At 40.4% G+C, this 26565-nt stretch carries 23 protein-coding genes; 15 read left to right on the top strand and 8 right to left on the bottom strand.

Annotation, left to right across the window (positions count from 1 at the left end):
• The first annotated feature begins 91 nt into the window (after positions 1 to 91).
• Both I2F62_RS03675 and lon read left to right on the top strand, forming a co-directional pair.
• Complete coding sequence (locus I2F62_RS03675; protein WP_324625670.1) at positions 92 to 685, top strand: 5-formyltetrahydrofolate cyclo-ligase; 594 nt, start codon at positions 92 to 94, stop codon at positions 683 to 685.
• Between the two features lie 124 nt (positions 686 to 809).
• On the top strand, positions 810 to 3239 hold the full coding sequence (gene lon, locus I2F62_RS03670; protein WP_324625669.1) for an endopeptidase La: 2430 nt from the start codon (positions 810 to 812) through the stop codon (positions 3237 to 3239).
• An 83-nt stretch (positions 3240 to 3322) separates the two neighbouring features.
• On the opposite strand, the gene I2F62_RS03665 is transcribed toward lon, so the two are convergent.
• Positions 3323 to 3691: an RcnB family protein gene (locus I2F62_RS03665; RefSeq protein WP_324625668.1), complete on the bottom strand. Its 369-nt coding sequence runs from the start codon at positions 3689 to 3691 to the stop codon at positions 3323 to 3325.
• A 300-nt stretch (positions 3692 to 3991) separates the two neighbouring features.
• On the opposite strand from I2F62_RS03665, the gene rlmH reads away from it, so the two are divergent.
• Positions 3992 to 4471 (top strand): 23S rRNA (pseudouridine(1915)-N(3))-methyltransferase RlmH, encoded by a 480-nt coding sequence (gene rlmH, locus I2F62_RS03660; RefSeq protein WP_324625667.1) that lies wholly within the window; start codon positions 3992 to 3994, stop codon positions 4469 to 4471.
• A gap of 33 nt (positions 4472 to 4504) precedes the next feature.
• A complete protein-coding gene (locus tag I2F62_RS03655) occupies positions 4505 to 5281 on the top strand; it encodes a class III extradiol ring-cleavage dioxygenase (RefSeq protein WP_324625666.1) in 777 nt (258 codons plus the stop codon).
• A gap of 13 nt (positions 5282 to 5294) precedes the next feature.
• Here I2F62_RS03655 and I2F62_RS03650 read toward each other — a convergent pair whose 3' ends face one another.
• Positions 5295 to 6113, bottom strand: a complete 819-nt coding sequence (locus I2F62_RS03650; protein ID WP_324625665.1) for a class III extradiol ring-cleavage dioxygenase — start codon at positions 6111 to 6113, stop codon at positions 5295 to 5297.
• 213 nt (positions 6114 to 6326) lie between these two features.
• Between I2F62_RS03650 and yegQ the strand changes: the two genes are divergently transcribed.
• Together yegQ and I2F62_RS03640 are read left to right on the top strand one after the other, a co-directional pair.
• Complete coding sequence (gene yegQ / locus I2F62_RS03645; protein WP_324625741.1) at positions 6327 to 7700, top strand: tRNA 5-hydroxyuridine modification protein YegQ; 1374 nt, start codon at positions 6327 to 6329, stop codon at positions 7698 to 7700.
• 2 nt (positions 7701 to 7702) lie between these two features.
• On the top strand, positions 7703 to 7951 hold the full coding sequence (locus I2F62_RS03640; RefSeq protein ID WP_324625663.1) for a YfhL family 4Fe-4S dicluster ferredoxin: 249 nt from the start codon (positions 7703 to 7705) through the stop codon (positions 7949 to 7951).
• Positions 7952 to 7995: 44 nt separating this feature from the next.
• Here the strand turns inward: I2F62_RS03640 and ahpF are convergent, their stop codons facing one another.
• From ahpF to glyA, 3 genes are all read right to left on the bottom strand, one after another.
• Entirely contained in the window at positions 7996 to 9561 is a 1566-nt protein-coding gene (gene ahpF / locus I2F62_RS03635; protein WP_324625662.1) for an alkyl hydroperoxide reductase subunit F, read from the bottom strand.
• A gap of 113 nt (positions 9562 to 9674) precedes the next feature.
• Complete coding sequence (locus I2F62_RS03630; protein ID WP_324625661.1) at positions 9675 to 10793, bottom strand: acyltransferase; 1119 nt, start codon at positions 10791 to 10793, stop codon at positions 9675 to 9677.
• A gap of 78 nt (positions 10794 to 10871) precedes the next feature.
• Positions 10872 to 12125 carry a serine hydroxymethyltransferase gene (gene glyA, locus I2F62_RS03625; RefSeq protein ID WP_324625660.1) on the bottom strand — a complete coding sequence of 418 codons (1254 nt, stop codon included), beginning with the start codon at positions 12123 to 12125 and terminating at the stop codon, positions 10872 to 10874.
• Positions 12126 to 12434: 309 nt separating this feature from the next.
• On the opposite strand from glyA, the gene I2F62_RS03620 reads away from it, so the two are divergent.
• From I2F62_RS03620 to I2F62_RS03610, 3 genes are all read left to right on the top strand, one after another.
• Entirely contained in the window at positions 12435 to 13124 is a 690-nt protein-coding gene (locus I2F62_RS03620) for a putative quorum-sensing-regulated virulence factor (RefSeq protein WP_324625659.1), read from the top strand.
• A gap of 155 nt (positions 13125 to 13279) precedes the next feature.
• Positions 13280 to 14269 carry a LysR family transcriptional regulator gene (locus tag I2F62_RS03615; RefSeq protein ID WP_324625658.1) on the top strand — a complete coding sequence of 330 codons (990 nt, stop codon included), beginning with the start codon at positions 13280 to 13282 and terminating at the stop codon, positions 14267 to 14269.
• A gap of 119 nt (positions 14270 to 14388) precedes the next feature.
• Positions 14389 to 15720, top strand: coding sequence for a hemolysin family protein (locus I2F62_RS03610; RefSeq protein WP_324625657.1), 1332 nt, complete (start codon positions 14389 to 14391; stop codon positions 15718 to 15720).
• Between the two features lie 586 nt (positions 15721 to 16306).
• On the opposite strand, the gene lysS is transcribed toward I2F62_RS03610, so the two are convergent.
• A complete protein-coding gene (gene lysS / locus I2F62_RS03605) occupies positions 16307 to 17836 on the bottom strand; it encodes a lysine--tRNA ligase (RefSeq protein WP_324625656.1) in 1530 nt (509 codons plus the stop codon).
• A 254-nt stretch (positions 17837 to 18090) separates the two neighbouring features.
• Here lysS and I2F62_RS03600 point away from each other — a divergent pair, with 254 nt between their 5' ends.
• A complete protein-coding gene (locus I2F62_RS03600; RefSeq protein WP_324625655.1) occupies positions 18091 to 18603 on the top strand; it encodes a YqiA/YcfP family alpha/beta fold hydrolase in 513 nt (170 codons plus the stop codon).
• Between the two features lie 52 nt (positions 18604 to 18655).
• Positions 18656 to 19099 carry a GNAT family N-acetyltransferase gene (locus I2F62_RS03595; RefSeq protein ID WP_324625654.1) on the top strand — a complete coding sequence of 148 codons (444 nt, stop codon included), beginning with the start codon at positions 18656 to 18658 and terminating at the stop codon, positions 19097 to 19099.
• 41 nt (positions 19100 to 19140) lie between these two features.
• Here I2F62_RS03595 and I2F62_RS03590 read toward each other — a convergent pair whose 3' ends face one another.
• Positions 19141 to 19683: an adenine phosphoribosyltransferase gene (locus I2F62_RS03590; RefSeq protein WP_324625653.1), complete on the bottom strand. Its 543-nt coding sequence runs from the start codon at positions 19681 to 19683 to the stop codon at positions 19141 to 19143.
• A gap of 399 nt (positions 19684 to 20082) precedes the next feature.
• Here I2F62_RS03590 and rubA point away from each other — a divergent pair, with 399 nt between their 5' ends.
• From rubA to oxyR, 4 genes are read left to right on the top strand one after another with little or no spacing between them, the layout of a single operon-like run.
• Positions 20083 to 20247 carry a rubredoxin RubA gene (rubA, locus tag I2F62_RS03585; protein WP_324625652.1) on the top strand — a complete coding sequence of 55 codons (165 nt, stop codon included), beginning with the start codon at positions 20083 to 20085 and terminating at the stop codon, positions 20245 to 20247.
• Positions 20248 to 20307: 60 nt separating this feature from the next.
• The gene (locus tag I2F62_RS03580) at positions 20308 to 21483 is read left to right on the top strand and encodes an FAD-dependent oxidoreductase (RefSeq protein ID WP_324625651.1); all 1176 of its coding nucleotides are present in this window, start codon (positions 20308 to 20310) and stop codon (positions 21481 to 21483) included.
• 29 nt (positions 21484 to 21512) lie between these two features.
• A complete protein-coding gene (locus tag I2F62_RS03575; protein WP_324625650.1) occupies positions 21513 to 22451 on the top strand; it encodes an alpha/beta hydrolase in 939 nt (312 codons plus the stop codon).
• 15 nt (positions 22452 to 22466) lie between these two features.
• Positions 22467 to 23369, top strand: coding sequence for a LysR family transcriptional regulator OxyR (gene oxyR, locus I2F62_RS03570; protein ID WP_324625649.1), 903 nt, complete (start codon positions 22467 to 22469; stop codon positions 23367 to 23369).
• Between the two features lie 193 nt (positions 23370 to 23562).
• On the opposite strand, the gene gyrA is transcribed toward oxyR, so the two are convergent.
• Positions 23563 to 26268, bottom strand: a complete 2706-nt coding sequence (gene gyrA / locus I2F62_RS03565; RefSeq protein ID WP_324625648.1) for a DNA gyrase subunit A — start codon at positions 26266 to 26268, stop codon at positions 23563 to 23565.
• Between the last annotated feature and the right edge of the window lie 297 nt (positions 26269 to 26565).

Here is a 26565-nt window from a genome sequence, read left to right as displayed (position 1 = left end):
AGTTGTCCCCAATAGCCTGACTTAGCGTGCCTTGTGTTCACTAAAAATTATAAGTACACTTTTTTTGACAATTTATTCAAAGTCTAAGGCAATGTCTTTATCTATTGCAGAAGTTAAAATATTACGCAAACAACTCAGAAAACAGCGCAGACAACTTTCTTCTTTTGAGCAAAAACAAGCTGCAGCACAACTATTACAACGAGTACGCCGTCTACCACAATTTAAATCTGCCCGAAATGTGGGTCTGTATTTACATGCTTTTGGTGAAATTGAAACTCACGCACTGATAGATTTGTGTTTTAAATGGGCCAAAGCTGTTTATTTACCGCAAGTATCCCCTACACGCTTTGGCTTACGTTGGATCAAAATTACCCGCAACCAATGGCAAAATCGTAGGTTTTCTTGGCATCCTTTAGGCATGCAAGAACCCAAACAACGTGGCAAAAATGTGCAATGTCTAGATTTATTAATTTTACCTTTACTTGGGTGTGATTCGCGTGGTACACGTTTAGGTATGGGGGGGGGCTTTTATGACCGTACATTACAACTTGCGCATCAATCTCCTTATCGCTTAGGCATTGCACATGACTTTCAGTATTTATCGAAGACTGTGCCAAGACAAGTTTGGGATCAGGCCTTGCACGGCTTATGTACACCGCAACGTTATTATAAATTTAAATCCTAAATTGGTTTTGTTTTAATCAAATCCTGACTATTTTAGTTTTTTTCCGCCCTTTTACCCTTGTAATTTAAAAAAAGCACATCACTATTATTTTCATGGCAACACTGTTGTCACTCAAGGAGTGCCCATGACTGAACAAATTTTAAATAACGAAAGTTCTGAAGAACAAGTCGTTCCAAACGTATTACCATTATTGGCACTACGTGATGTAGTGGTCTATCCACACATGCAAATCGCGCTGTTTGTTGGTCGTGAAAAATCAATTAAAGCAGTCGATGTGGCGCGTGAAAGTGACAATTTGGTTTTTGTGGTTGCACAAAAAGACTCTCTCACTGAAGATATTGATCAAGAGAACTTGTATCAATACGGTACAGTTGCGAAAATTGTCCAAGTTGTGAATCATGAAAATGATGAGAATTGCATTAAAGTGTTAATCGAAGGTTTACACCGTGCCAAACTCGAACAAATTATTGATCACGAAGAATATTTCACTGCAGAACATAAACAAAGCCCAATTCATGTGCTGTTAGATGCAGATGCACAGGCTGAACGACTACAAGAATTAAAAGCGCTTTTTGCACAATACGCCGAAGCAAAATTACGTAATTCGCGTGAACTCGTTGCAGCAGCCAACAAAATTACTGACCTATTACAATTGTTATTCTTTGTCGCAACACGCGTACCATTGAATATCGATGTGAAACAAAATTTCTTAGAGCAAGATGAATTTGAAGCACACTTCAAAGAATTGGTGACATATTTATTGCATCAATCTGAAGAGCAACAAATTGAACAAACTTTGCATGACAGCGTTAAACGTCAAATGGAAAAGAATCAACGCGAATATTTTCTCAATGAAAAAATGAAAGTGATTCAGCGCGAACTTTCCGACATGAATGACGGCGCTGAAGATGAAATTTCAGAATTGGAAAAACGCTTAAGCGAAGCCGATTTACCCGAGCATGTGCGTAAAAAAGCCGATGCAGAATTCCGTAAGCTTAAATCGATGCAACCTGCCTCAAGCGAAGCTGCGGTGGTGCGTAATTACCTCGATGTGATTTTAGATACGCCTTGGAACAAGGCCAGCAAAGTCAGCATTAATTTGGCAAAAGCCCAAGATATTTTAGATACTGACCACTACGGCTTAGACGAAGTTAAAGAACGTATTGTTGAATATCTTGCGGTTCAGTCGCGCGTTAAAAAGCTGCGCGGTCCGATTCTTTGTTTGGTTGGCCCGCCGGGTGTGGGTAAAACCTCTTTAGGTGAGTCGATTGCCAAAGCAACGGGACGCGAATTTGTGCGTATGGCCTTAGGTGGCGTACGTGATGAAGCCGAAATCCGTGGACATCGCCGTACCTATATTGGTGCGATGCCGGGTAAAGTCGTGCAATCATTAACCAAAGTAGGTGTAAAAAATCCACTATTCTTGCTTGATGAAATCGACAAAATGGCGCAAGACTACCGTGGCGATCCTGCATCTGCATTGCTTGAAGTGTTAGATCCATCTCAAAATAGTAAGTTTAACGACCACTATTTAGATTTAGATCTAGACTTATCTGAAGTGATGTTTATTTGTACTGCAAACAGTATGAATATTCCTGAAGCCTTGCTTGACCGAATGGAAGTGATTCGCTTACCGGGCTATACCGAAGATGAAAAAGTCAATATTGCATCACGCTACTTAGTGCCTAAAGCAATTAAAGACAATGGCTTACGCGGTAAAGAACTCAGCATTCATGAAGAAGCGATTCGTGACATTGTGCGCCGTTACACTCGTGAAGCAGGTGTACGTAGTTTAGAGCGTGAAGTGTCTAAAATTGCACGTAAAGTGGTGAAAGAGTCTGTCAGCAAAAAAGCCAAAAACTTGCATGTTGATGTGACTACAGAAAACTTGCCAGATTACTTGGGCGTACATAAATTTGACTTTGGTATTGCCGAAGAAGAAGCGCAAGTCGGTCGTGTCAATGGTTTGGCTTGGACATCTGTAGGTGGCGAATTGCTGACCATTGAAGTGGCAGCAGTGAAAGGTAAAGGTAAATTCATTACCACAGGGTCACTGGGCGATGTGATGAAAGAATCCATTACCACTGCCATGACCGTTGTACGTACTCGTGCAGATGAACTTGGAATTGAAGCTTCTCGTTTTGATGAAACAGACATTCATGTGCATTTGCCTGAAGGTGCAACGCCAAAAGATGGTCCATCTGCAGGTTTAGCATTAACGCTGGCGTTGGTTTCAGCTTTTACAGGCATTCCAATTCGTGCAGATATCGCAATGACTGGTGAAACTACGCTTGGTGGTCGTGCGCTACGTATTGGCGGTTTGAAAGAAAAACTACTGGCGGCTCACCGTGGTGGTATTCAAACGGTGTTTATTCCTCAAGAAAATGTCCGCGATTTAAAAGAAATTCCTGAGAATGTTAAAGCAGGTTTAGAAATTAAAGCGGTTAAGAGTATTGATGATATTTTGCCAGCAGCGTTACTTGAAATGCCAAAACCTTTGGTGAAAGCACCGATTGTGAAAGCACTTGACGAAGGCAAAGCTGCTCGACATTAAGTTTTATCTAACAAAAAAGCCTCACTTTTAGTGGGGCTTTTTTATGTAAGCTGAAAAATTTACATCAGCCAATTTAGGATTTTTTAATGCGATCCCAATAAAATTGCGGTAATTAAACTCGATGCTGCTGCAACCAAAACATAATCACCATGGACTCGCTTCCAATGATGCCCGTGTGGTGGTGGAGGTAAACCTTGCTCACGCCAATCGACATCGTAACGGTGGTCGCAATATTCTGGAGGTAACGACTGCCCTTCATACCAACTATGCACAGGATGATAATCATGCGGATGCTGCCACATAGGCGGTGGTCCCCAATTTTGCGGTGGTGGTGGCGGAGGTGCATACTCCCTTGGTTCTGGATCGGCGTAGTAAACCCAGTGATCCGCCATGGCAAGGCTTGAATTGAACGTTGTTCCTATAAAAAATAGCGTCATCCAAAAGCGTTTCATTACAGTACATCTCCTTTACTTAAAGCACTGTGACTGCATCTAGATCCAAATTCAGATGACTATTTATTTGCGATCCATCTACATATTGGCATTGTATAAATAGATCTAGCACAAACCATGCGGCTTGGTTTTAAACCTGTTATGATTTTTAAATGCGTGGTAGACAATTGCATCTTATTATTATTTTTAATCTGTCATTAATCTTAGTCCGAACATCATTCAAAGCCATCTCCACTTGCGCCGAACTAAAGCTCATTTTTCAGTTATAATCACCTGCTTTATTATTTTTAGCGCTGATCTATGAAAATTCGTATTCTCACCATTGGACAAAAGATGCCGGCTTGGGTACTGACTGGTGTAGAAGATTATCTCAAGCGGATTCAACCTTTTGTACAAACCCAATTTGTTGAACTGCCGATGGCAAAACGCGGAAAAAATGATTCAGAAGCAGATATTTTAAAATACTGCCAAACTGAGGGCGAAGCCATTTTAGCTGCACTAAAACCGAATGAAAATTTGATTGCACTTGAAGTGGGTGGACGAGAACTGAGCACTGAAAAATTAGCTTCAACCATGCAAACATGGATGCTAGACGGGCAAGATATTGCACTGGCAATTGGTGGCCCCGATGGACTCAGCGATGCGGTACGCAACGCAGCAAAATGGCACTGGTCGTTATCGAAACTGACCTTACCTCATCCATTGGTACGCGTTATGCTCATTGAGCAGCTTTACCGTGCGATGAGCATCAATCACAACCATCCATACCACCGCGCTTAAGCGTGTTTGTTTAAGTTGGATTTTTAGCGCTTTATGAATTTACAAACTCTTCCCGGATTATTTATTTCGCATGGTTCGCCCATGTTGGCATTAGACCCTGAAAAAACGGGGCCAGCCTTACAACGCTTAAGTATTAATTTACCAACACCCAAAGCAATTATTGTCATGTCGGCACATTGGGAAAGTGATGCGCTTGAAGTCAGCACTGCAATTCGCCCTGAAACATGGCATGATTTTCGTGGCTTCCCGAAAGAGCTGTATCAGATCCGCTATCCTGCCGCGGGCGATCCTGCACTTGCAGAGCAGTTATTGGCTTTATTTGCCGATGCAGGTTTTCAGGCACATGCCAATAGCACTCGCCCACGCGACCATGCCGTGTGGATGCCGCTTTTACATATGTATCCCGAAGCCGATATTCCCGTCATTACCATTTCTTTGCCGACAACTTTTAGTGCCCAAATGCTCTATCAACTCGGGCAAGTGATTGCCGTTTTAAGGCAACAACAAACTCTGATTGTTGGCTCTGGCAGCATTACGCATAATTTAGCCACACTGACATGGCAAACGCCGCAGGCGAATGCACCAGATTGGGCAACGCAATTTCGCCAATATGTGGTACACAAGCTACAACATCACGACTTTGACGCAGTTTTAGACTGGAAAAATCTGCCTTTTATTCGGCAGAATCATCCTAGCTTTGAGCACCTTGCACCCCTGTTTTTTGCCATGGGCACAGGACCTCGCTTTAGCTTAGTCCATCATAGTTTTTCGATGGGCAGTTTAGGGATGGATATTTATCGTTTCGATTAAACACCGGCAATTTTTACATGCCTAAGGCAAAATTCGAGACCCAAAGCCCCCCCACAAATTCTGTTTCATGGTAGTTTCTCACCGCTAACTCATCTTCTGCTGCACCCACCGCCACCATTAATGGCAATAAATGCTCTTCACGTGGATGCGCAATCCGTGCGGCAGGTGCAGTCGCCCAATCATTTAATAAAGCGCTGCGCTGCTCACCTTGGTGTTCAACCACTGTGTCATATAACCATTCATCAAAGGCTTGCGATGGTTTAGAGGCCAAATAATTAAATTGGCTTAAGTTATGGTAACTCAAGCCACTGCCAATAATTAATACGTTCTCATCTCGTAAAGGTGCAAGTGCCCGTCCAAGCTCGATATGTGCTTGCGGATCTAAACCACGTTTTAACGACAACTGTACAACCGGAATATCTGCGGCTGGGTGAATCACCTGCATCGGTGAAAACATGCCATGATCATAGCCACGCGTTGCATTGGCGCGTACATCAATTTGTGCATTTTGCAGTAATGTCATGACACGCTCTGCCAATTCAGGCGAGCCTTGTGACGGATATTTCACCTGATAAGTATAGTCCGGAAAACCACCATAATCATAAATCATGCCCGGCTGCGCCGCAGACTGAACCGTAAATTCAGCTTCTTCCCAGTGCGCAGAGATCATTAAAATTGCTTTTGGTTGTACGACTAAAGCTGGCAATAACGATGCTAATGCATCTGCCAATACCGAATAGACAGTTTCTAACTGCTCTGGCATCCACGGCCAAGGGCCACCACCATGCGATACAAAATACACCGGTTGACGCGTTGTTGTTGAATTTAGCATAACTGCAACTCTTTTTATATTATTGAATTTTATTAACTTTAAAATTTTAAAGCGCAAGATACAAGCCAAATAATAGAACACTCTATTAAGGATATGAAACGTTACTTGGTTTAACAACTACAGCAGAATCTTGAGTAATTTACTAGGTTGAGTGTAATTGATTGAATGCTTAAAATATTCCCATACTTTTTTTAAGACTTTATTTTGTCTCCAATGAAAACAGAACTTCTTTCCCCTGCCGGTTCACTCAAAAATATGCGTTATGCTTTTGCTTATGGCGCAGATGCGGTATATGCCGGGCAACCACGTTATAGTTTACGTGTGCGCAATAATGAATTTGATCATGACAATTTAAAAATTGGCATTGAAGAAGCACACGCGTTAGGCAAGAAGTTTTATGTGGTGGTCAACATCCAAGCGCATAACAGCAAACTGAAAAACTTTATCCGAGATTTAACGCCCATTATTGCCATGCAACCAGATGCTTTAATTATGTCGGATGCTGGATTAATTATGCTAGTCCGTGAGCATTTTCCAGACGTGCCCATTCATCTTTCCGTACAAGCCAATGCCATTAATTGGGCCACTGTAAAATTTTGGCAAAATTATGGACTGAGTCGGGTGATTTTATCGCGTGAGCTTTCTATTGAAGAAATTGCTGAAATTAAACAGCATGTGCCCAATATTGAACTTGAAGTCTTTGTGCACGGTGCACTGTGCATGGCGTATTCAGGCCGTTGCATGTTGTCGGGTTATATGAATAAACGCGATGCAAACCAAGGCGCATGCACCAATGCCTGCCGATGGGAATACAAAATTCATGCTGCAACCGAAGATGCAACGGGCGATGTTGTCTTAGCAACCCACAAGCAAACAGAAAAAAACTGTTGTAAAAATTCGCCTACTTCTTCACATTTTGCTGAACCCGTTTTAATACAACGAGATCAAGAAGACATGTTCGCTGCCGAAGAAGATGAACATGGCAGCTATTTTATGAACTCAAAAGATTTACGTGCCGTACAACATGTCGAACGTTTAAGTCAAATTGGTGTTGCATCTTTAAAAATTGAAGGCCGAACCAAATCTTTTTTTTACTGCGCCCGAACTGCTCAAATTTATCGTAAAGCACTGGATGATGCACACGCAGGTCGAGCGTTCGATTCAAACCTTGTGATGCAACTTGAAGGTTTAGCCAATCGTGGCTATACCGAAGGTTTTTTAAGACGTCATGTGCACAGCGATTATCAAAACTATGAAGATGGATCATCGCGGTTTGATTATCAGCAGTTTTGTGGTGAAGTTTTAACGCGCTCGGGCAGATATGTAAAAGTAGAGGTAAAAAACCGCTTTAGCGTTGGCGATACGCTCGAATTAATGACACCGCAAGGCAACCTCATTTTTACTCTACAAAATATGTTTGATTTAAACAACCAACCCATTACAGATGCCAAAGGCTCAGGATATATCATACAAATTGAGATTGATCCGCAGATTGACATTCACTTTGGATTATTAATTCGCCATTTACCGAATGCAAAAACCGATATTAGTGCCGCATCATTGGCTTATGTTGCTAAGGTCAATTAAAAATGGCTTTATTGATTACATCCGACTGTATAAATTGCGATATGTGTTTAGCTGAATGTCCGAACAATGCCATTTCGGAAGGAACAGAAATTTATGAAATTGATGCGCAGCATTGCACTGAATGCGTTGGATTTTATGAAGCGCCAACATGTATTGAGGTTTGCCCAATTCATTGTATTGAAAAAGACCCGAATCATTTAGAAGATTCAACGCAATTATTAAAAAAATTTCAGGCACTTAAACTGGTTTAAAAATAAAAAAGCCCATGTAAAAACATGGGCTTTTTTGAATGGGCTTATAAGCCTGAACGAATAATATAATCAAAGGCAGACAATGCAGCTTTTGCACCTTCACCTGTGGCAATAATAATTTGCTTATACGGCACAGTGGTACAATCTCCCGCCGCGAACACCCCTTTTACATTGGTTTCATTGCGTTCGTTAATCACAATTTCACCCTGTTTAGACAATTCAATTGGGCTGTCTTTTAAGAAATCGGTATTCGGTAATAAACCGATTTGTACAAAAATGCCTGCCAATTCAATGTGGTGTTCTTGATTAGTATTACGATCAAGGTAGTTTAATCCTGTCACTTGCTCGCCATCGCCAACAACTTCAGTGGTTTGTGCATTTTTAATCACAGTGGTATTGGGCAAGCTGTTGAGTTTATCTTGCAATACTTGGTCGGCACGTAAGGTATCACCAAATTCTAATAAGGTGACATGCTCGACAATACCAGCCAAGTCAATTGCTGCTTCAACGCCAGAGTTACCACCACCTACAACTGCAACACGTTTGCCTTTAAAAAGTGGACCATCACAGTGTGGGCAATATGCTACACCACGAGTACGGTACTCTTTTTCACCGGTAACGTTCATTTCTCTCCAACGTGCACCTGTAGAAAGAATAACGGTTTTAGACTGAAGTTTTGCACCATTTTCCAGTTCAATTTCAACCAATCCATTCGCTGTTTGGTCTGCACCGCTAATATGGCGAACACGTTGAAGATTCATTAAATCTACATCATACTCACGCACATGTGCTTCTAAATCTGCCGCAAATTTTGGCCCTTGGGTTTTTTGAATTGAACTGAAGTTTTCAATGTCCATGGTGTCCATGACTTGTCCACCAAAACGCTCAGCCACAATGCCAGTTGCAATACCTTTACGTGCTGCATAAATTGCAGAGGTTGCACCGGCTGGGCCACCACCCACAATCAGTACATCAAACTCGCCTTTGGCATTCATTGCAGCAGCATCTTTTTCAGCCGCATTCACATCCAAGCTCGCCACAATTTCTTCAAGTGTCATACGACCTTGGCCAATATGCTCATTGTTTTTAAACAACATCGGCACTGCCATAATTTTGCGTTGTTCCACTTCATCTTGGAAGAACGCACCATCAATCATGGTTGCTGTGGTTTCTGGGTTGTAAATTGCAATTAAGTTTAGTGCTTGTACAACGTCTGGACAGTTATGGCAGCTTAGCGATACAAAAACATCAAAATCGGCTTTTAAGTTCAAACCTTTAATTTGGTTTAACACTTCGTCAGACACTTTTGGCGCATAACCAGACACTTGCAATAATGCCAAAATAAGTGAGGTAAATTCATGCCCCATTGGCAAGCCAGCAAAGAAAATACGTGGCTGTTGCCCTGCTTTTGCCACACCAAAACTTGGACGGCGTGCATTTTCCCCATCAAAACGTGCAGTGACTAATTCAGATAATTCTGCAATTTCAGTCACCAATTCTTTAATTTGCTGCGCTTTATCTGAATCGTCTAAAGCTGCAACCAATTCAATTGGGCTTTCTAAACGTTCAAGATAAGCTTTTAATTGTGTTTTAATATTTTGGTCTAACATGATGATTCTCTCTAATCGAGCCAATTTTTTAACTTGTATGTATAGTACTGCAGCATGCAAAATTGTAGAAACAGTATATTTTCATGTTATTAATCGGTTTTTTGAATTAATTTTCAATGTCCGCTTAAAAACCATTTTCTGATGTTTTTGTTTAACGGCGTTGAATAATACTTTTCAATAACAGCCGCCAACAAACACGCAAGTATTAGAAAAACAGGCAATAAAATAAGTTTGGCCAAAGCTGATGTTTGCGCTGGAACAAAAACCACCTTCATTAAACCCAAAACCATTAAATGAAATAAATACAGCTCGTAACTACGTTTTCCAAGCCAAATCCACAGATGTTGCCATTTGCTTAACAGGGTTTGCGACATTTTTTCTGGCTGATGCTTAAAGGATAAAATCAAAATGGCCGTTAAACTGGCAAAAACACTCATCGACCAAGGTGCAACGAGTTTAATTGGCGCGTATAGATACAACGTAACCATTGCGGTCATCACCGTATATTGCAGCCAACGCTGTGCCAATATTGCACTATTTAATTTCTGCCACAACAATGCCGCTAAGCAACCTATGGCAATCGCGTCAAAGCTAGAAAAATAATGGTAAAGATAGGCTTCGTTGGAATCTAAAAATTTCAGCGTACGAAAATACGGGGCGTAAGCAATTACGGCAAGCAGAAACATCACCAAAGCCGTTTTATGCCGTAAAACCAAACATAAAAGCGGAAAAAACAAATAAAAAACTTCTTCGACCGATAAAGACCACAACACACCTAAGGCATAGTTTACCCAACCATATTGGATAATTAAAAGATTCATCCAAAAACTAAAAGCTGCAAATAGAGTTAAGGGATATGAAACAGCCTGTCCATTCGGTGCATGATTCACAAAAGGCGGCAGATTAAAAAGACCTAGCACCGTCACCAAGCCCACCAACAAAACCAAACATGGCATAATCCGCGCAATGCGACGAATATAAAAATCGCGTAGTTTAAGCTGAGACAACTGCGTATAACGCGCTAAGCTATGCTGAGTAATTAAAAAGCCTGAAATAACAAAGAACATGGTGACACCATAATTGCCGTTTCTTGCCAGTAACGTACTCAAACTTTCTCCAAAAATGTGAACACCAAGCCATGTGTCCTGCAATTTATAAGGAATATTAAAATGGTGTAATAACACCAGTAACACTGAAACGCCACGCAATATATCGATGGAACGCAGATACATCGTTATTCTGTCCTTTTTTTCATTTTTTAAATATAAAAAAGCCCCCTTTTAAAGGAGGCCTATTAAAACAAGCTTTAATTATGCAGCATAAACTGGGAATTTTGCACAAACTGCTGCAACTTTCTCTTGTACCGCAGCAATTACAGCTTCGTCACCTTTGCTGTCTAAAATGTCTGCAATCCAACCCGCAAGTGCAACAACTTCAGCTTCACCAAAACCGCGTGTGGTTACTGCAGGTGTACCAATACGGATACCTGAAGTGACAAATGGAGAACGTGGGTCATTTGGTACTGAGTTTTTATTTACAGTAATGTGCGCTGCACCTAACCATGCATCAGCTTCTTTACCAGTAATGTCTTGCTTAATTAACGAAAGCAAGAACAAGTGGTTGTCTGTACCACCAGACACAATATCGTAACCACGTTCAATCAGAACTTTGGCCATGGCTTGTGCATTTTTAACCACTTGATGTTGATACGTCTTAAACTCATCGCCCATCGCTTCTTTAAAGCACACCGCTTTCGCTGCAATGGCATGCATTAACGGCCCGCCTTGATTACCAGGGAACACCGCAGATTGAAGTTTTTTCTCAATCTCTTCATTGGCTTTAGCAAGGATTAAACCAGAACGTGGACCACGAAGGGTTTTATGCGTGGTAGTGGTGGTTACATCAGCAATTTGTACAGGGTTTGGATAAACACCTGCAGCAACTAAACCTGCAACGTGTGCCATATCAACAAACAGGTAAGCACCGACTTTGTCTGCAATGTCACGGAAACGCTGCCAATCAACCACACGACTATAAGCCGAGAAACCTGCAAGAATCATACGTGGTTTGTGTTCAACCGCTAAACGCTCTACTTCTTCGTAATCAATTTCGCCAGTTTCAGGGTTTAAACCGTACTGAATTGCGTTATATGTTTTACCAGAGAAGTTAACATGTGAACCATGGGTTAAGTGACCACCATGTGCCAAACTCATACCTAAAACGGTGTCGCCTGGGTTTAATAGTGCAAGGTAAACCGCAGCATTGGCTTGTGAACCTGCGTGAGGTTGTACGTTGGCATAATCTGCACCAAACAATTCTTTAGCACGGTCAATCGCCAATTGTTCAATGACGTCTACATATTCACAACCGCCGTAGTAGCGTTTACCAGGATAACCTTCAGCATATTTATTGGTTAATTTGCTTCCTTGTGCTTCCATAACTGCTGGTGAGCAATAGTTTTCAGAAGCAATCAGTTCAATGTGCGCTTCTTGACGCGCATCTTCTGACACAATGACTTTTGCTAAATCTGGGTCGAATTCAGAAATAGAGATGTTGGCAAACATTAGCGAGGGTCCTATTATGTAGGGCTTTTAAGCCGTGCTAAAATCGTAGGTTATTCTAACAGATAATTCATCTATTTAGGCATCAACTTTACCCAAGATTCAATAAAATTCTATTTGCCTTTTTCTGTACATTTTATTTGCCTTTTTTAAAAATTTACTTGCCATTCAAATATAGTTATTTAATAACCGTATCAATTCCAATATTTGAAACGCGCTGATCTTTAGCCATAATTTTTGTGATTGAATATGGCATCTTGAACGAACTGGTTTATACTCTTTTCTGAATGTTTTTTAGTGTTTCGTTATTCTATGCAAACCATTATTTTAGATACAGAAACTCATACGCTGAATGGTCTTCCCATTGAAATTGCTTATGCGCCCATTCAAATTCAAGACGGCAAACTGACCTTAAATAAACAGCAAATTTTTGATCAGTTTTATCAGGTGCATGAACCCATTTCTTATGCGGCAATGGCGGTTCATCATATTTTAGAATCAGATTTAATCGATCAACCCGATTACACCAGCTTTAAGCTGCCAAGCGATACCCAATACATTATCGGTCATAATGTCGATTATGATATTCAAGCGATTGCGCGTTGTGGTATTGATGTCAGTCACTTAAAGCCAATTTGTACCCTCGCACTTGCTCGTTTGGTTTGGCCGAATGCCGAAGCACACAATATTTCTGCGCTGATTTATCAAATTAGTAAAGGAAGCGCAAAAGCACGCGAACTGCTTAAAGGTGCACATCGTGCCGATGCAGACATTATTTTAACTGCCAATATTTTAATGCACATCATTGCACATTTAGGCATTCAGTCGGTTGAAGAACTGTATTTGGCTTCGGAAGATGCACGTATTCCCAAAAGCATGAGTTTTGGTAAACATAAAGGCACTGCCATTTCAGATTTACCTGCCGACTACGTAAAATGGCTATTGCGTCAGGACGATTTAGACACCTACTTAAGAACCGCTTTAGAAAAAACAGGTTTTTAAAATGACCTTTTAAAAATCAATGCTCTAAGTCAACAGATTGCATTCAGCCATGCTTTAAACTGTTTTGATCTTTTTTACAGCATTTCCAACACAAATGACTTTGCTTGTGGCATAATTTTAATTAATTTCTTGGTGTTATTGTCGGTATTTTTTATATGAATCTGGAGCGGGTTGATTTAAATCTATTGATTTACCTTGATGTTTTGTTAAGGGAAAAAAACGTAACTCGTGCAGCGGAACAATTGGGTGTCACACAACCTGCGATGAGTAACATCCTTCGTAGATTACGAACCCTATTTAACGATCCGCTACTCATTCGTTCGTCTGAAGGAATGACTCCGACCGAGCGCGCTTTAGAATTACAACCTCGAATTCGCGATGTATTGTCCGATTTATCCATGATTTTAGAACCTCGCACTGAGTTTCGACCATACACCAGTAATCGTGTATTTAGAATTATGACTTCAGATTATGCCGAAGCGACATTAGTGCCTCGTTTAGTCAAAGCCTTACGCTCTGAAGCACCCAATGTGGTTCTCGACTTTTTAACCCCAAGCGATGTGTCTTATCGTGACATGGAACAAGGTAAAGTCGATTTAGCCATTAACCGCTTTAATGAAATTCCGCAAAGTTTCCACCAAGTTTTGGTTTGGCGCGACAGTTTTTCGTGTTTGCTAAATCCGAAACACCCAAATGTAAACAATTTAAATTTAAAGAATTATTTAGAAGCACACCATATTTGGGTGTCTAAAACAGGAATGGGCATTGGTTTTGGGGTGAATCCCGATAAACAAGCTGGCTTAGGCTGGATTGATCAAGCCCTCGAACGCATCGGACAAAAACGTAAAATTTCAGTCTTTACACGACATTATCAAATGCCTGCATTATTGGCACGTAATGTCGATTTAATTGCTACTTTGCCGAGTCGCATTGCCCGCTTACAGGCGGTCAATGAAGAACTGATTATTAAAGATCCACCCTTTTATATTCCTGAAATTGAATTAAAAATGGCGTGGTGTCCTCTTTTACATCATCACCCTGCACACCGTTGGTTACGCCAACTGATTTTATATGTTGCACGGCAGATGATTGAAGAAGAAAATAAAGAATTTCTAACCAACCATTCGCAACTTTCTCAGTATTAAATGATTTTTAACATTCGCTAACGATTCCGTGCTTTCGGATGATATTAGTTGTATCACCGAATAGCATTTTGTGTTAAAAATTATTCAATAATGAAGAATCTATAAACAACAGGTGCATTGTGAGTCTGTTCCAAAATATCCTTATTATCATTGTTCTTATTATAGGGGCAGGATTTTTAGCCTTAACAGAAATTGCCCTCGCAGGCGCACGTAAAGTCAAACTTAAAATTCTTGCAGAATCAGGCGATGAACGCGCACAAAAAGTCTTAGATATCCAAGAAAATTCCGCAGATTTTTTTGCAGCATCTCAAATTGGGTTAAATGCTGTAGCAATTTTAGGCGGTATTATTGGTGAACCGGCTTTTCGCCCCTTCTTTGTCAGTCTACTAGAACGCTTTTATCCAAGTCCTTGGACTGAATCGATTGGCTTTGGTTTATCATTCACTTTAGTGACATCGCTATTTATTCTTTTTGCCGACCTCATGCCAAAACGTTTGGCGATGATTGCACCGGAAAAAATTGCCGTTTTAGTCATTCATCCCATTCAAATCTATATTAAAATTTGTAAACCTTTGGCATGGGTGATTAACGCCATTGCCAATTTGCTGTTTCGTTTATTCAAAGTAAATACCATTCGCGATGACAATATCACTTTTGATGATATTTCAGCGGTAATGGATGCAGGTGCACAAGCCGGCGTTTTACTGAAACAAGAACATCATTTCATTGAAAATGTATTTGAGCTTGAAGAGCGTAATGTTCCATCTAGCATGACCACACGTGAAAATGTGATTTACTTTACAATGAAAGAATCTGAATACAGCATTCGCCAAAAATTAGCGGAATATCCATTTTCTAAGTTTTTGGTGTGTAATGAAAATATTGACCAAGTGATTGGTTATGTCGATGCAAAAGATATTTTGGTGCGTATTTTAAATAATCAATCGATTAACCAACTGAATGAGTCAACCATTCGTAATGTGTTAACCATCCCTGACACGCTAAACTTGTCTGAAGTTCTCGACCGATTCCGTTCCACCAAAGAAAAATTTGCCGTCGTTATTAACGAATATGCTTTTGTGGTGGGTGTCATTACCTTAAGTGACATTATGATTACCGTAATGGGCGATTGGGTGACGCCAACTGAAGATGATTTACAAATCATTAAGCGTGACAATAATTCATGGCTCATTGATGGCAGCACGCCAATTGAAGATGTCAAACATGCGCTCGAAATTGACCAAATTCCAGATGAAGAACACTACGAAACACTTGCAGGGTTTATGATGTTCCGCTTACGTAAAATTCCACGTCCAGCAGATTTTGTCGAATTTGAGAACTATAAGTTTGAAGTGGTCGATGTGGATCATTTTAAAATTGACCAATTGCTTGTTACACGCATTATAGATAACAATGATGTTAAGCCTGAAGAACCAGACAGCACATCTTAAATACATGTTTTACAATAACGCTTAAGCATCTTCAAATGAAGGTGCTTTTTTTATTGGTAAGGCAATTTGCATCAAGTAAGGTGTGTTTTAATTTTAAAAGCCGATTTTGATTATTATTTTATTTAGGAACAAAAAAGCATCCTTGCTTATGTGCTACGCCGGATGACGTATCTTAGGATTTAGAACACAGACATCATTTTAGTACGATGTTTTTTCTAAAAGACCTTTCAATTTCCGAAGAATGAAGATCATTTTTATTACCTCTGGTGATTGTCTTAATTTGTGTGTCATATTTTAGCGTGTTTTGACTGCAATATAATACTTTAGTCGTATGATTTTTTAGCATAGTAGTATGCATTTAATGCCAATAGAATAAAAACCTAAAATTGATCGATGCTGCATCAGCATAACAAAGTACCGCACCATTTTATAAAAAGTGTACGCGGGCTTTTAACATTCAAGAATCTTTTGTTGTATTTAATCAATGATTTTAAAAAATTGTAATTACATTTTCATGCCCTAACTTAATTAAAAAACAAAAAAACCTCAGCCAATAAATGACTGAGGTTTTTTAAAATGTAGTCGCTTAAACGTCTTTACGGCGCATATGCGGGAATAACAATACATCACGAATACTTGCCGCATTGGCAAACAACATCACTAAGCGGTCAATACCGATACCCTGACCTGCTGTTGGCGGCAAGCCATATTCAAGCGCTTCGATAAAGTCTGCATCGTAATGCATGGCTTCATCATCACCCGCATCTTTTTCAGCCACTTGGGCTTGGAAACGCTCTGCTTGGTCAATTGGGTCATTTAACTCGCTAAAACCATTTGCCAATTCACGACCACCAATGAAGAACTCGAAACGGTCAGTAATATGTGGATTATGATCGTTACGGCGTGCCAATGGAGAAGTTTCAGCAGGATATTCAGTAATAAAGGTTGGCTGACGTAATTGAGTTTCAACTGTTTCTTCAAACACAATCGTCTGCAATTTCCCTAAACCAAAACCAGGTTTCACTTGCTCTTTTAACACCTCTTGGGTGAACTTGGCTAAGAATTCACGGTCATTGACGTTTTCAGGAGTAAAGCTTGGGTTATGCTCTAAAATGGCATCAAACATTGAAATTTTCTTGAATGGGCCTTTGAAGCTATACACTTCTTCGCCATAAGGCACATCGGTAGAACCTAAAATATCAAGCGCTAATTTTTCTAGCATATTTTCGGTTAATTCCATCAAGTCTTTATAGTCAGCATAGGCTTGATAGAATTCAATCATGGTAAATTCAGGGTTATGACGCGTAGACACCCCTTCGTTACGGAAGTTACGGTTAATTTCGAACACACGCTCAAAACCACCGACAACCAAACGCTTTAAATAAAGTTCAGGTGCAATACGCAAATACAAATCCATGTCTAAGGCATTGTGATGCGTCACAAATGGACGAGCCGATGCGCCCCCCGGAATGATATGCATCATTGGGGTTTCAACTTCCATAAAACGTTGGTCTGCTAAATATTGACGAATACCAGCAACCACTTTGGCACGAATTTCAAAGGTTTTACGGGTTTCTTCATTCACAATTAAGTCGAGATAACGCTTACGATATTTCGCTTCTGTGTCGCTTAAACCGTGGAATTTATCGGGTAATGGACGCAACGATTTGGTTAATAACTCAAAACCTTCCAAATGCACGTATAAATCGCCTTTACCCGAACGACCAATATAACCTGATGCAGCAATAATATCGCCCAAATCTAAGCTTTTAATGGTTTCTAGTGTTTCTGCCGGCAAACCTTTACGGTCGACATATAACTGAATACGTCCAGTCATATCTTGTAAAACCATGAACGAACCGCGGTTTAACATGACACGGCCAGCCAGTTTTACATAAACTTTTTCGCCAGCTTCAATTTCTTGTTTTGATAAATGCTCAAACTGAGATTGTAAATCGGCTGCGTAATGTTCACGTTTAAAGGTGTTTGGCCAAGGGCTTTGACCTGACTCAAGCGCCTTTTCTTGAATTTGCTTTAATTTGGCATGACGCTGTGCAATTAAATCGTTTTCGGAAATAGCGGGTTCAGAAGTCGATTGAGCGTTGTGTTGCGTCATCTCTGCCTCGAAAAAATAGTAAAAAGAAGCCACATAGCATAGCAGAATTCCATTATTTTTCGAGTATCTTGTGCGAGTTTGCTCGCAAAAAATCAACATTTTAGTTTTTTAGTTAAACCAAAGTTGATCTTAGACCATTCGCTAACTTTCAGTGCGGCAAAACATCCGTAGAATACCTAGTGAATTAACGTATTTTATAGATCACGTACATGTTTTTATCTGATTTTTCAGCAATACAAGATGAAATCACAACAATGAAAATGAATAACACTAAAATTTTATTTTTCCACGGCTTAGACTCATCTAAACAATCCACAAAATTCCACGCGATTGCATCGCGCCAAAAATATTGCATTGATGTTGATTATAGAAACTTAAATTTTGATACGGTCTATGCGTTTTATAGAAATATGATTCAGACCATTAAACCAGATTTATTGGTTGGTCATGGCGTGGGCGGCTATTGGGCACTCAAAATGTCTTTGGATTATCAACTGCCTGCCATTGTGGCAAATCCCAGTTTAGCGCCACGTTTTCGAAGTGACTATCCCGCCCTTCAAGAGTCCGATTTAGAACACGACATTCCACAATTTGCCTATCTTGAATTGGCCGATGAAGTTTTAGATATGCACCAAACCTTGTCGGTTTTAGAACGTTTTATGATTGTGCATACTTATGCAGGTGGCTACCACCGTTTAGAACATCCAGAGCACCTTAATTTATTAATCCAACATTTTGAAAACACACTATATTCTACAAAAAAATAATGTTATTTTGATTCAAAGAAAATATTACAACATAAAAAAGGACACAATGCTGATGTATATTCGAGCCGTTCAAATTGCCGATTACCCAGAATGGCTCACGCTTTGGCAGGGCTATCAACAATTTTACTCAACGCAATTAACGGACGAGGTCAGCAAAACCACTTTCCAACGTTTTTTAGATATTAACGAACCTGTGTTTTGTCATGTCATGGAACATGAAGGCAAGCTGATTGGTTTTGTTCATTTTATTTTTCATCGCAGCACATGGTCTGTTGGCAATTATTGTTATTTACAAGATTTATTTGTCGACTCAAATTATAGAAGATTAAAAATTGGGCAACAACTGATTGAAAATGTTTACGCAACTGCAAATGAAGCCGAATGCTCACGCGTCTATTGGCTAACCCACGAAAGTAATGCAGCGGCACGCCATTTATACGACCAAATTGCGCAAAATGCTGGATTCATCCAATATCGTAAAAATTTAAATATGTAAAAAAAAGCTGACACACAGTCAGCTTTTTAAAATCGTTCCGTTTAAGCCACGGCAACTTGTTTTGGTTTTTCGCTTTCTTTAACAACCGACCACACTTTCATGCCTAAATCTGCATGAACATCGTCTAAATCAAGTAAAATAGATGCACCCAAAACAGTCATATGACATTTCTCAGCCAAGCTATGTACTGCCTTTAAGGTTCCACCAGTTGCCAAAACATCATCGACTAAAATAACGTTTTGTGGCTCTAAGTTGGCAGACATTTCAAGTTTGTCGACACCATATTCTAGGCTATATCCCACGCCTACAACTGGCGGTGGTAACTTACCTGCTTTACGAACCAAGATTAAACCTTTGTTCAAATGTTGTGCTAAAAAGCTTGCCAATACAAAACCACGCGCTTCAACCGCAACAAAGCTGTCGACTTGAGCAATTTGTTCAGCAGGAATACTTGCAACCAAAGCTTCGGCTAATTCTTGAATGTGATTGACCAATAATGGAGTCAAATCATAAAAACAAATTCCTGCTTTTGGAAAATTAGGAACTGTACGAATCTGAGTCCAAAAGGTCTGAGCAAAATTCATGGTAATAACACAACATAACTAAATTTGATCTAATTTTAATCTTTTTTCTAATTAAAGACCAGTTCGAATACAAATTTTCGCATCTAACCGAGCAATAAAAATACATAAATTATTGATTATTATATTAATAAAATAAAAGCAATTTATTTTTAGAGCAAACATTATAAAGTTTTATATTTTTTTCACACTCACACTTTAGTCTAAGCAATTCTAATAAAATCAAAATGATTCAAACTTTCGTCTGGGCATACACAATATCTATATCAAAAATCACTTAAATCCTTCGCTTGATTCGATATTTCATAAGGTAAAAGCATCGACATGTTGTAAAATAACTGTAAACCTTGCTGAACATACAGGCTGACAGGCTAAATCCCCATCAGCACTTTGGAGAAACACATGAAAAAATATCAATGCATCGTTTGTGGATGGATTTACGACGAAGCAGCGGGCTGGCCTGATGATGGTATTGCACCGGGAACAGCTTGGGAAGACGTTCCTGAAGATTGGACTTGCCCAGATTGTGGCGTATCTAAAGCCGATTTTGAAATGATTGAAATTTAATATGTAAAGGCCATGTCAGTGCATGGTCTTTTTTTATACCTTTAATTTGTTGGAGTGACTATGCAGCCCATGATTATTATTGGCTCTGGTATGGCAGGCTATACCCTAGCTCGAGAATACAGAAAACTTAATAAAGAGCAGCCGTTAATTATGCTTTGTGCCGATGATGGCGCAAGTTACGCTAAGCCGACCTTATCCAATGCACTGGCAAGCAATAAGCATCCCACACAAATTGCATTGGCGGATGCCAATAAAATGGCCGAACAGCTGAATATGCAAATTATTACCCATGCTTGGGTGACTGCCGTTGATTCCGAACAACACACATTAAGCTATACACAAAACCAGCAAACTTTTGAACTCGAATTTAGTCAATTAATTCTTGCTGTTGGTGCAAATCCGATTCGCCTTGCCATTTCAGGCGATGGTAGTGATGATATCCACCTGATCAATTCTTTAACCGATTACCGCGCTTTTCGCGAACATTTAGATTTACAGCAACAACAACGGATTGTCATTTTAGGGGCAGGTTTAATTGGCTGTGAATTTGCAAACGATTTGCATCAAGCGGGACACGCAGCAACAGTGATTGATTTAGCGCCGCAACCTTTGGGTCGTTTATTGCCCGCACATGTTGCTTCAGCCTTCCAACAAAAACTACAACAATCTGGCGTGCGCTTTATTTTAGAAACCACGGTCGACCGTGTAAGCAAAATAGATCAGCATTATTTAATTACTTTAGCCAATGGTCATAGTATAGAAGCCGATGCTGTTATTTGCGCGATTGGTTTGCAACCCAATATTGAACTTGCAAAACAAACGGGTATAAATACCAGCCGTGGCATTATCACCAACACCCTTATGCAAACCAATTTGCAGCATATTTATGCGCTCGGTGACTGTGCTGAAGTCAATGGCACCTTACTTCCATATGTAATGCCATTAATGCAGCAAGCACGCGCCCTTGCGAAAACCTTGGCAGGTGAACATACGCAGGTTCACTACCCTGCCATGCCCGTTGCAGTCAAAACTCCTGCTGCACCGTTAACCGTCTTGCCGCCACCGCAAAATGTTGTTGTAAATTGGGAAACTGAATATTTAGAAGATGGTTTAGTATCCAAAGCCATCGACAGTGAAAATATGTTGCGTGGTTTCGTTTTGTTGGGTGCAACAGCTGCAAAACAGCGGCTAAGCTTAACAAAATTAGTACCTGATTTAATTCCTGCTCAGGTTTAATAAAATTACACCATAATGAGGAGGTTTAAATGAACACATCGCTCGTATTGAAACCTTCTTCTGAATCTAGTTTTATGCAAGAAACTACCGTCAATTTAGACAACGGCCTGCAATTGCATGTCGAAATTGGCGGTAATCCTGAGCATCCATGTATCTTATTGATCATGGGGCTTGGGGCACAAATGATTTTATGGCCAGATGCTTTTTGCAAAGCGCTGATTGATCAGGGCTTTTGCCTGATCCGTTTTGATAACCGCGATGTTGGTTTATCTTCCAAAGTGCAATCGTCTAGCGTTTCATCAAAACAATTATTGGTGTTCATGGCGCGCTTTGCCGTGGGTTTAAAAAATCATGGTGCGCCCTATAATCTTGAAGATATGGCCGATGATGTGGCATTACTGATTGATCATCTTCAAATTCAACCGTGCCATGTGCTTGGTGCCTCTATGGGCGGTATGATTGCCCAAATTTTAGCTGCGAAATATCCCCAAAAAGTTCAAAAACTCGGCTTACTGTTTACCAGTAATAATCGCCCTTTTTTGCCCACACCCGGCTTTAGACAATTAAAAATGCTGTTGCAGAAACGCCCTAACCATGAAGATGAGATTATTCAACAATCCGTCAAACTGTATAAATTAATCGGATCGCCTAATTTCACCCAATTTTCAGAAGTAAAACACATGGCGCAACGTGCTTATCGGCGCAGTTACTCACCCAGAGGTGTACTTCAACAGCTTTTAGCCATATTATGTAGCGGATCGCTTTATCCATGGAATAAACAAATTCAACAAGACACTTTAGTGGTGCATGGTGCACGCGATGGCTTATTAAGACCCAAACATGGACAAAGTGTTGCTCGTGCAATTAAAGGTGCAAAGTTTGAATTAATTGCCGGAATGGGGCATGATATCCCAGCACATTTCATTCCACACTTGAGTGACTTATTTTCTTCTCATTTTAAATCTTAAAAGTACTAGGACATTATGGCTGCATTACCCTCTTTAAGACAGCTTTCTTATTTAGTTACGCTGTCTGAAACATTGCACTTTACCGAGGCAGCGCGCCGTTCCTTCGTAACCCAATCCACTTTATCTGGTGGAATTATGGAGCTTGAACGACTTTTAGGTGGCGTTTTGGTTGAACGAGATCGTCAAAATGTAAGATTAACCCCGTTAGGAGAACAAGTGGTTGGCCGTGCACGCGTGCTGCTTGCCGATGCGCAAGACTTAATGCGTCTGAGCCGCGAAATGAGTGAACCCTTAACTGGCGATTTGCATTTAGGCATTATTCCTACGGTTGCACCGTTTATTCTGACTCAACTTTTAGATGAAGTGCATCGTCAACTTCCAAAAATACAATTACATTTACACGAAGCCCAAAGTGAAAAAATTGTTGAGCGCTTAGAACACGGCAATCTTGACATGATTATTTTGGCGCTTCCTTTTGACACAAGAGGCTTAAAAGTTGCAGAAATTGCAAAAGAGGATTTGGTTTTAGTCCACAATAAATCAGATCAGCAAAGCGTTCGCGCAACCGATCTGGATGATTTAGATCTGTCTCGCTTAATGTTGTTAGAAGAAGGTCATTGTTTGCGCGACCACGTTTTAAGTGCCTGTCCTTTGGGCGAGCGCAAAAATGATCATCATTTAAAAGCCAGCTCGCTACCAACACTGGTTGAAATGGTTTCATCTAACTTGGGCTATACGCTTTTGCCAGAAATTGCATTGCAACGGCAAATGCTGCAATACGATAATAGCCTGCAAGTGAAACATATTGAAAATGCGCCAACCCGAACTATTGCGCTGGTTACGCGTAAAAGTACCCCGCTCCACAGCGAATTTGATGTGCTTGCCGATATTCTAAAAAAGATTATTCAACCGCAGTAAATCAAATATAAAGATAAAAGCCGACACTCAATATATTTTAAGTGTCGGCTTTTTATTTTTTCTATTTTTTACGATGGATTTTTAGCCTTATAAAATTACTATTCATTTTAAATCTCTCAAAAAAAAAGAACCTCATGTGAGGTTCTTTTTTAATGCGCTACCACGTTAAAACATAACGCTAGAAGGAATAGTATTATTCAGCATCCGGCTCAGCGGTTTGATTTTCATCTTTTACGATCACTTCGCCTTCAACTTCTTCAGTCAGCAAGATTTCATCATCTTCTACTGCTTCAATTGAAACAACACCCACCAACACTTCAGCATCACTTAATCGAATTAAACGAACGCCTTGCGCATTACGGCCTGTGGTTGCAACTTCTGAAGCACGCGTACGCACCAACGTTCCACCATCAGAAATGAGCATCAACTCTTTGCTTGCATCAATGGACACAGCACCGACCAATTCACCATTACGTTCTGAGGTTTTAATGGCGATAATGCCTTTACCACCACGTTTTTTGGTTGGGAAATCGTCGACTGGTGTACGTTTACCGTAACCATTGGTACTTGCACACAACACTTCGCCGGTTTCAGGAACAACCACTAAAGATACAATACGGCTAACCACATTCGATTCTGTTGAATCTTCGCTGTCGTCCGCGTCATCGTTATCTACATCGGTTTCTTCACTGTCTACCGCAGATGCTAAGCTAACACGCATACCACGTACACCTTTAGCACTACGCCCCATTGCACGGACGTCAGTTTCTGCAAAACGAATGGCTTTACCTTCGTTCGAGAACAACATAATTTGCTGCTGACCATCGGTGATAGCCACACCAATTAAGGTGTCTTCATCATTAAATTCAATGGCACGTAAACCATTGGCACGAATGTTGGCAAATTGAGATAACTCAACTCGTTTCACGGTGCCTGATGCTGTTGCCATAAAGACATAATGATTTTCAGGAAATTCAGTTACAGGCAAAATGGCGGTAATGGTTTCGGTTGCATCCAACGGCAACAAGTTCACCATTGGACGACCTTTAGCACCACGCGAAGCTTGCGGAACCTCAAAGGCACGTAGGCGATACACTTTACCCACATTGGTAAAGCATAATACCGTTGCATGGTTTGAAGTGACAATTAAATGCTGAATGTAATCGTCTTCTTTCATGCTGGTTGCAGATTTACCACGACCACCACGGCGCTGCGCTTGATAATCAGACAGCGGCTGAGTTTTGGCATAACCTGTTTTGGAAACAGTCAACACCACTTGCTCTTCAGGAATTAAATCTTCACGGCAGAAATCTACCCCCGATTCCACAATTTGTGTACGGCGTTCATCGCCATATTGTTGTAGAACAAGCGCCAACTCTTCACGAATGACCGCCATCAACAAGTTAAAGTCGTTCAAAATAGCAGTTAATTCAGCAATTTGTGCCAAAATTTCAGTATATTCTGCGTGAAGTTTATCTTGCTCTAAACCGGTTAAACGATGCAAACGCAATTCTAAAATTGCACCAACTTGCGTTGGAGACAAACGATACAATTGCTCAGAAAGCCCAAATGGTCGGTTTTTATCTTCACCTTCAATTTCGTCTGGACGTACTGAAATTGCACCCGCTTTTTCAAGCAACGCAACCACACCACCCGCAGCCCATTCACCAGCAAGCAAACGCTCACGCGCTTCGCTTGGATTGGCAGATGCTTTAATGGTGTCGATAATTTGGTCAATATTTGCTAACGCAACCGTTAAACCTTCTAAGATATGACCACGTTCACGCGCTTTACGCAATTCAAACATGGTACGGCGCGTCACCACTTCTTGACGATGACGAATAAATGCCGCAATAATATCTTTTAAGTTCATTAATTTAGGTTGGCCATTGTCTAGGCAAACCATGTTAATGCTGAATGAGTTTTGAAGCTGCGTATGCAAGAATAAATTATTGACCACAATTTCTGCATTTTCACCACGTTTTAAGTCAATGGCAATACGCATGCCTTCTTTGTCTGACTCATCACGTAGTTCAGAAATGCCTTCAAGTTTCTTTTCTTTAACCAATTCAGCAATACGCTCAATGGTTTTAGCTTTATTGACTTGATATGGAATTTCGGTAAATACAATAGTGGTACGTCCGGTTTTCTCATCTTCTTCAAAATGATATTTACCGCGAATATGTAGACGGCCTTTACCTGTACGGTAAGCATCAACAATGCCCGATTTACCATAGATAATACCGCCAGTTGGAAAATCTGGACCAGTAATATAGTCCATCAATCCTTCAACAGTAATATTTGGATTATCGGCATAAGCAAGGCAAGCATTAATGACTTCAGTCATGTTATGCGGTGCCATATTGGTTGCCATACCTACAGCAATACCAGTAGTACCGTTAATTAAGAGATTTGGAATACGCGTTGGCATGACCTGAGGAATACGCTCAGAGCCATCGTAGTTGTCTTCCCAATCGACCGTGTCTTTTTCAAGATCGGCTAAAATTTCGTGGGTCAGCTTTTGCATGCGCACTTCGGTATAACGCATAGCTGCTGCACTGTCACCATCGACAGAACCAAAGTTACCCTGACCATCGACCAACATATAACGCAAGCTAAAATCTTGCGCCATACGAACAATGGTTTCATAAACCGCAGAATCACCATGTGGGTGATATTTACCAATCACATCCCCGACAACACGGGCAGATTTTTTATAGGCTTTGTTATAGTCGTTGCCCAGCTCGTGCATGGCATATAGCACACGACGATGAACAGGTTTCAGGCCATCTCTTACATCAGGCAATGCACGAGAAACAATAACACTCATTGCATAATCAAGATATGAGTTTTTGAGTTCATCCTCAATGGCAATCGGTCGAATTTCCGATACGCTCATGCATACTCCTTCGTACTCAGTAGTTACAGACTACTTTTGTATTAACACATCAAATTTAACTTCAAAAAAAGGAAGCTAATATCAAAAAATATAGCCGATTATAATAGCATAACATCGCTTTAAATTTCGAATCTGTGTATTAAAAATAACGCTCAAAACAACTTGGTAAAATACAAATTTACGTTACAGGATATCTACGGGAAAAGGACCATTAAAGCCTGCGGATTTCAGATAAATTGAAACTGAATGAAAAATTGCGCCATAAATCGCTTAGATGCTAAGCACATCAAGCCAAAA

The sequence above is a fragment of the Acinetobacter sp. MD2(2019) genome, from assembly GCF_035615615.1.
Classification (GTDB): Bacteria; Pseudomonadota; Gammaproteobacteria; order Pseudomonadales; family Moraxellaceae; genus Acinetobacter.
The sequence above is the reverse complement of the archived record's forward strand: the minus strand, read 5'-3'. Positions and strand labels throughout refer to the sequence as shown.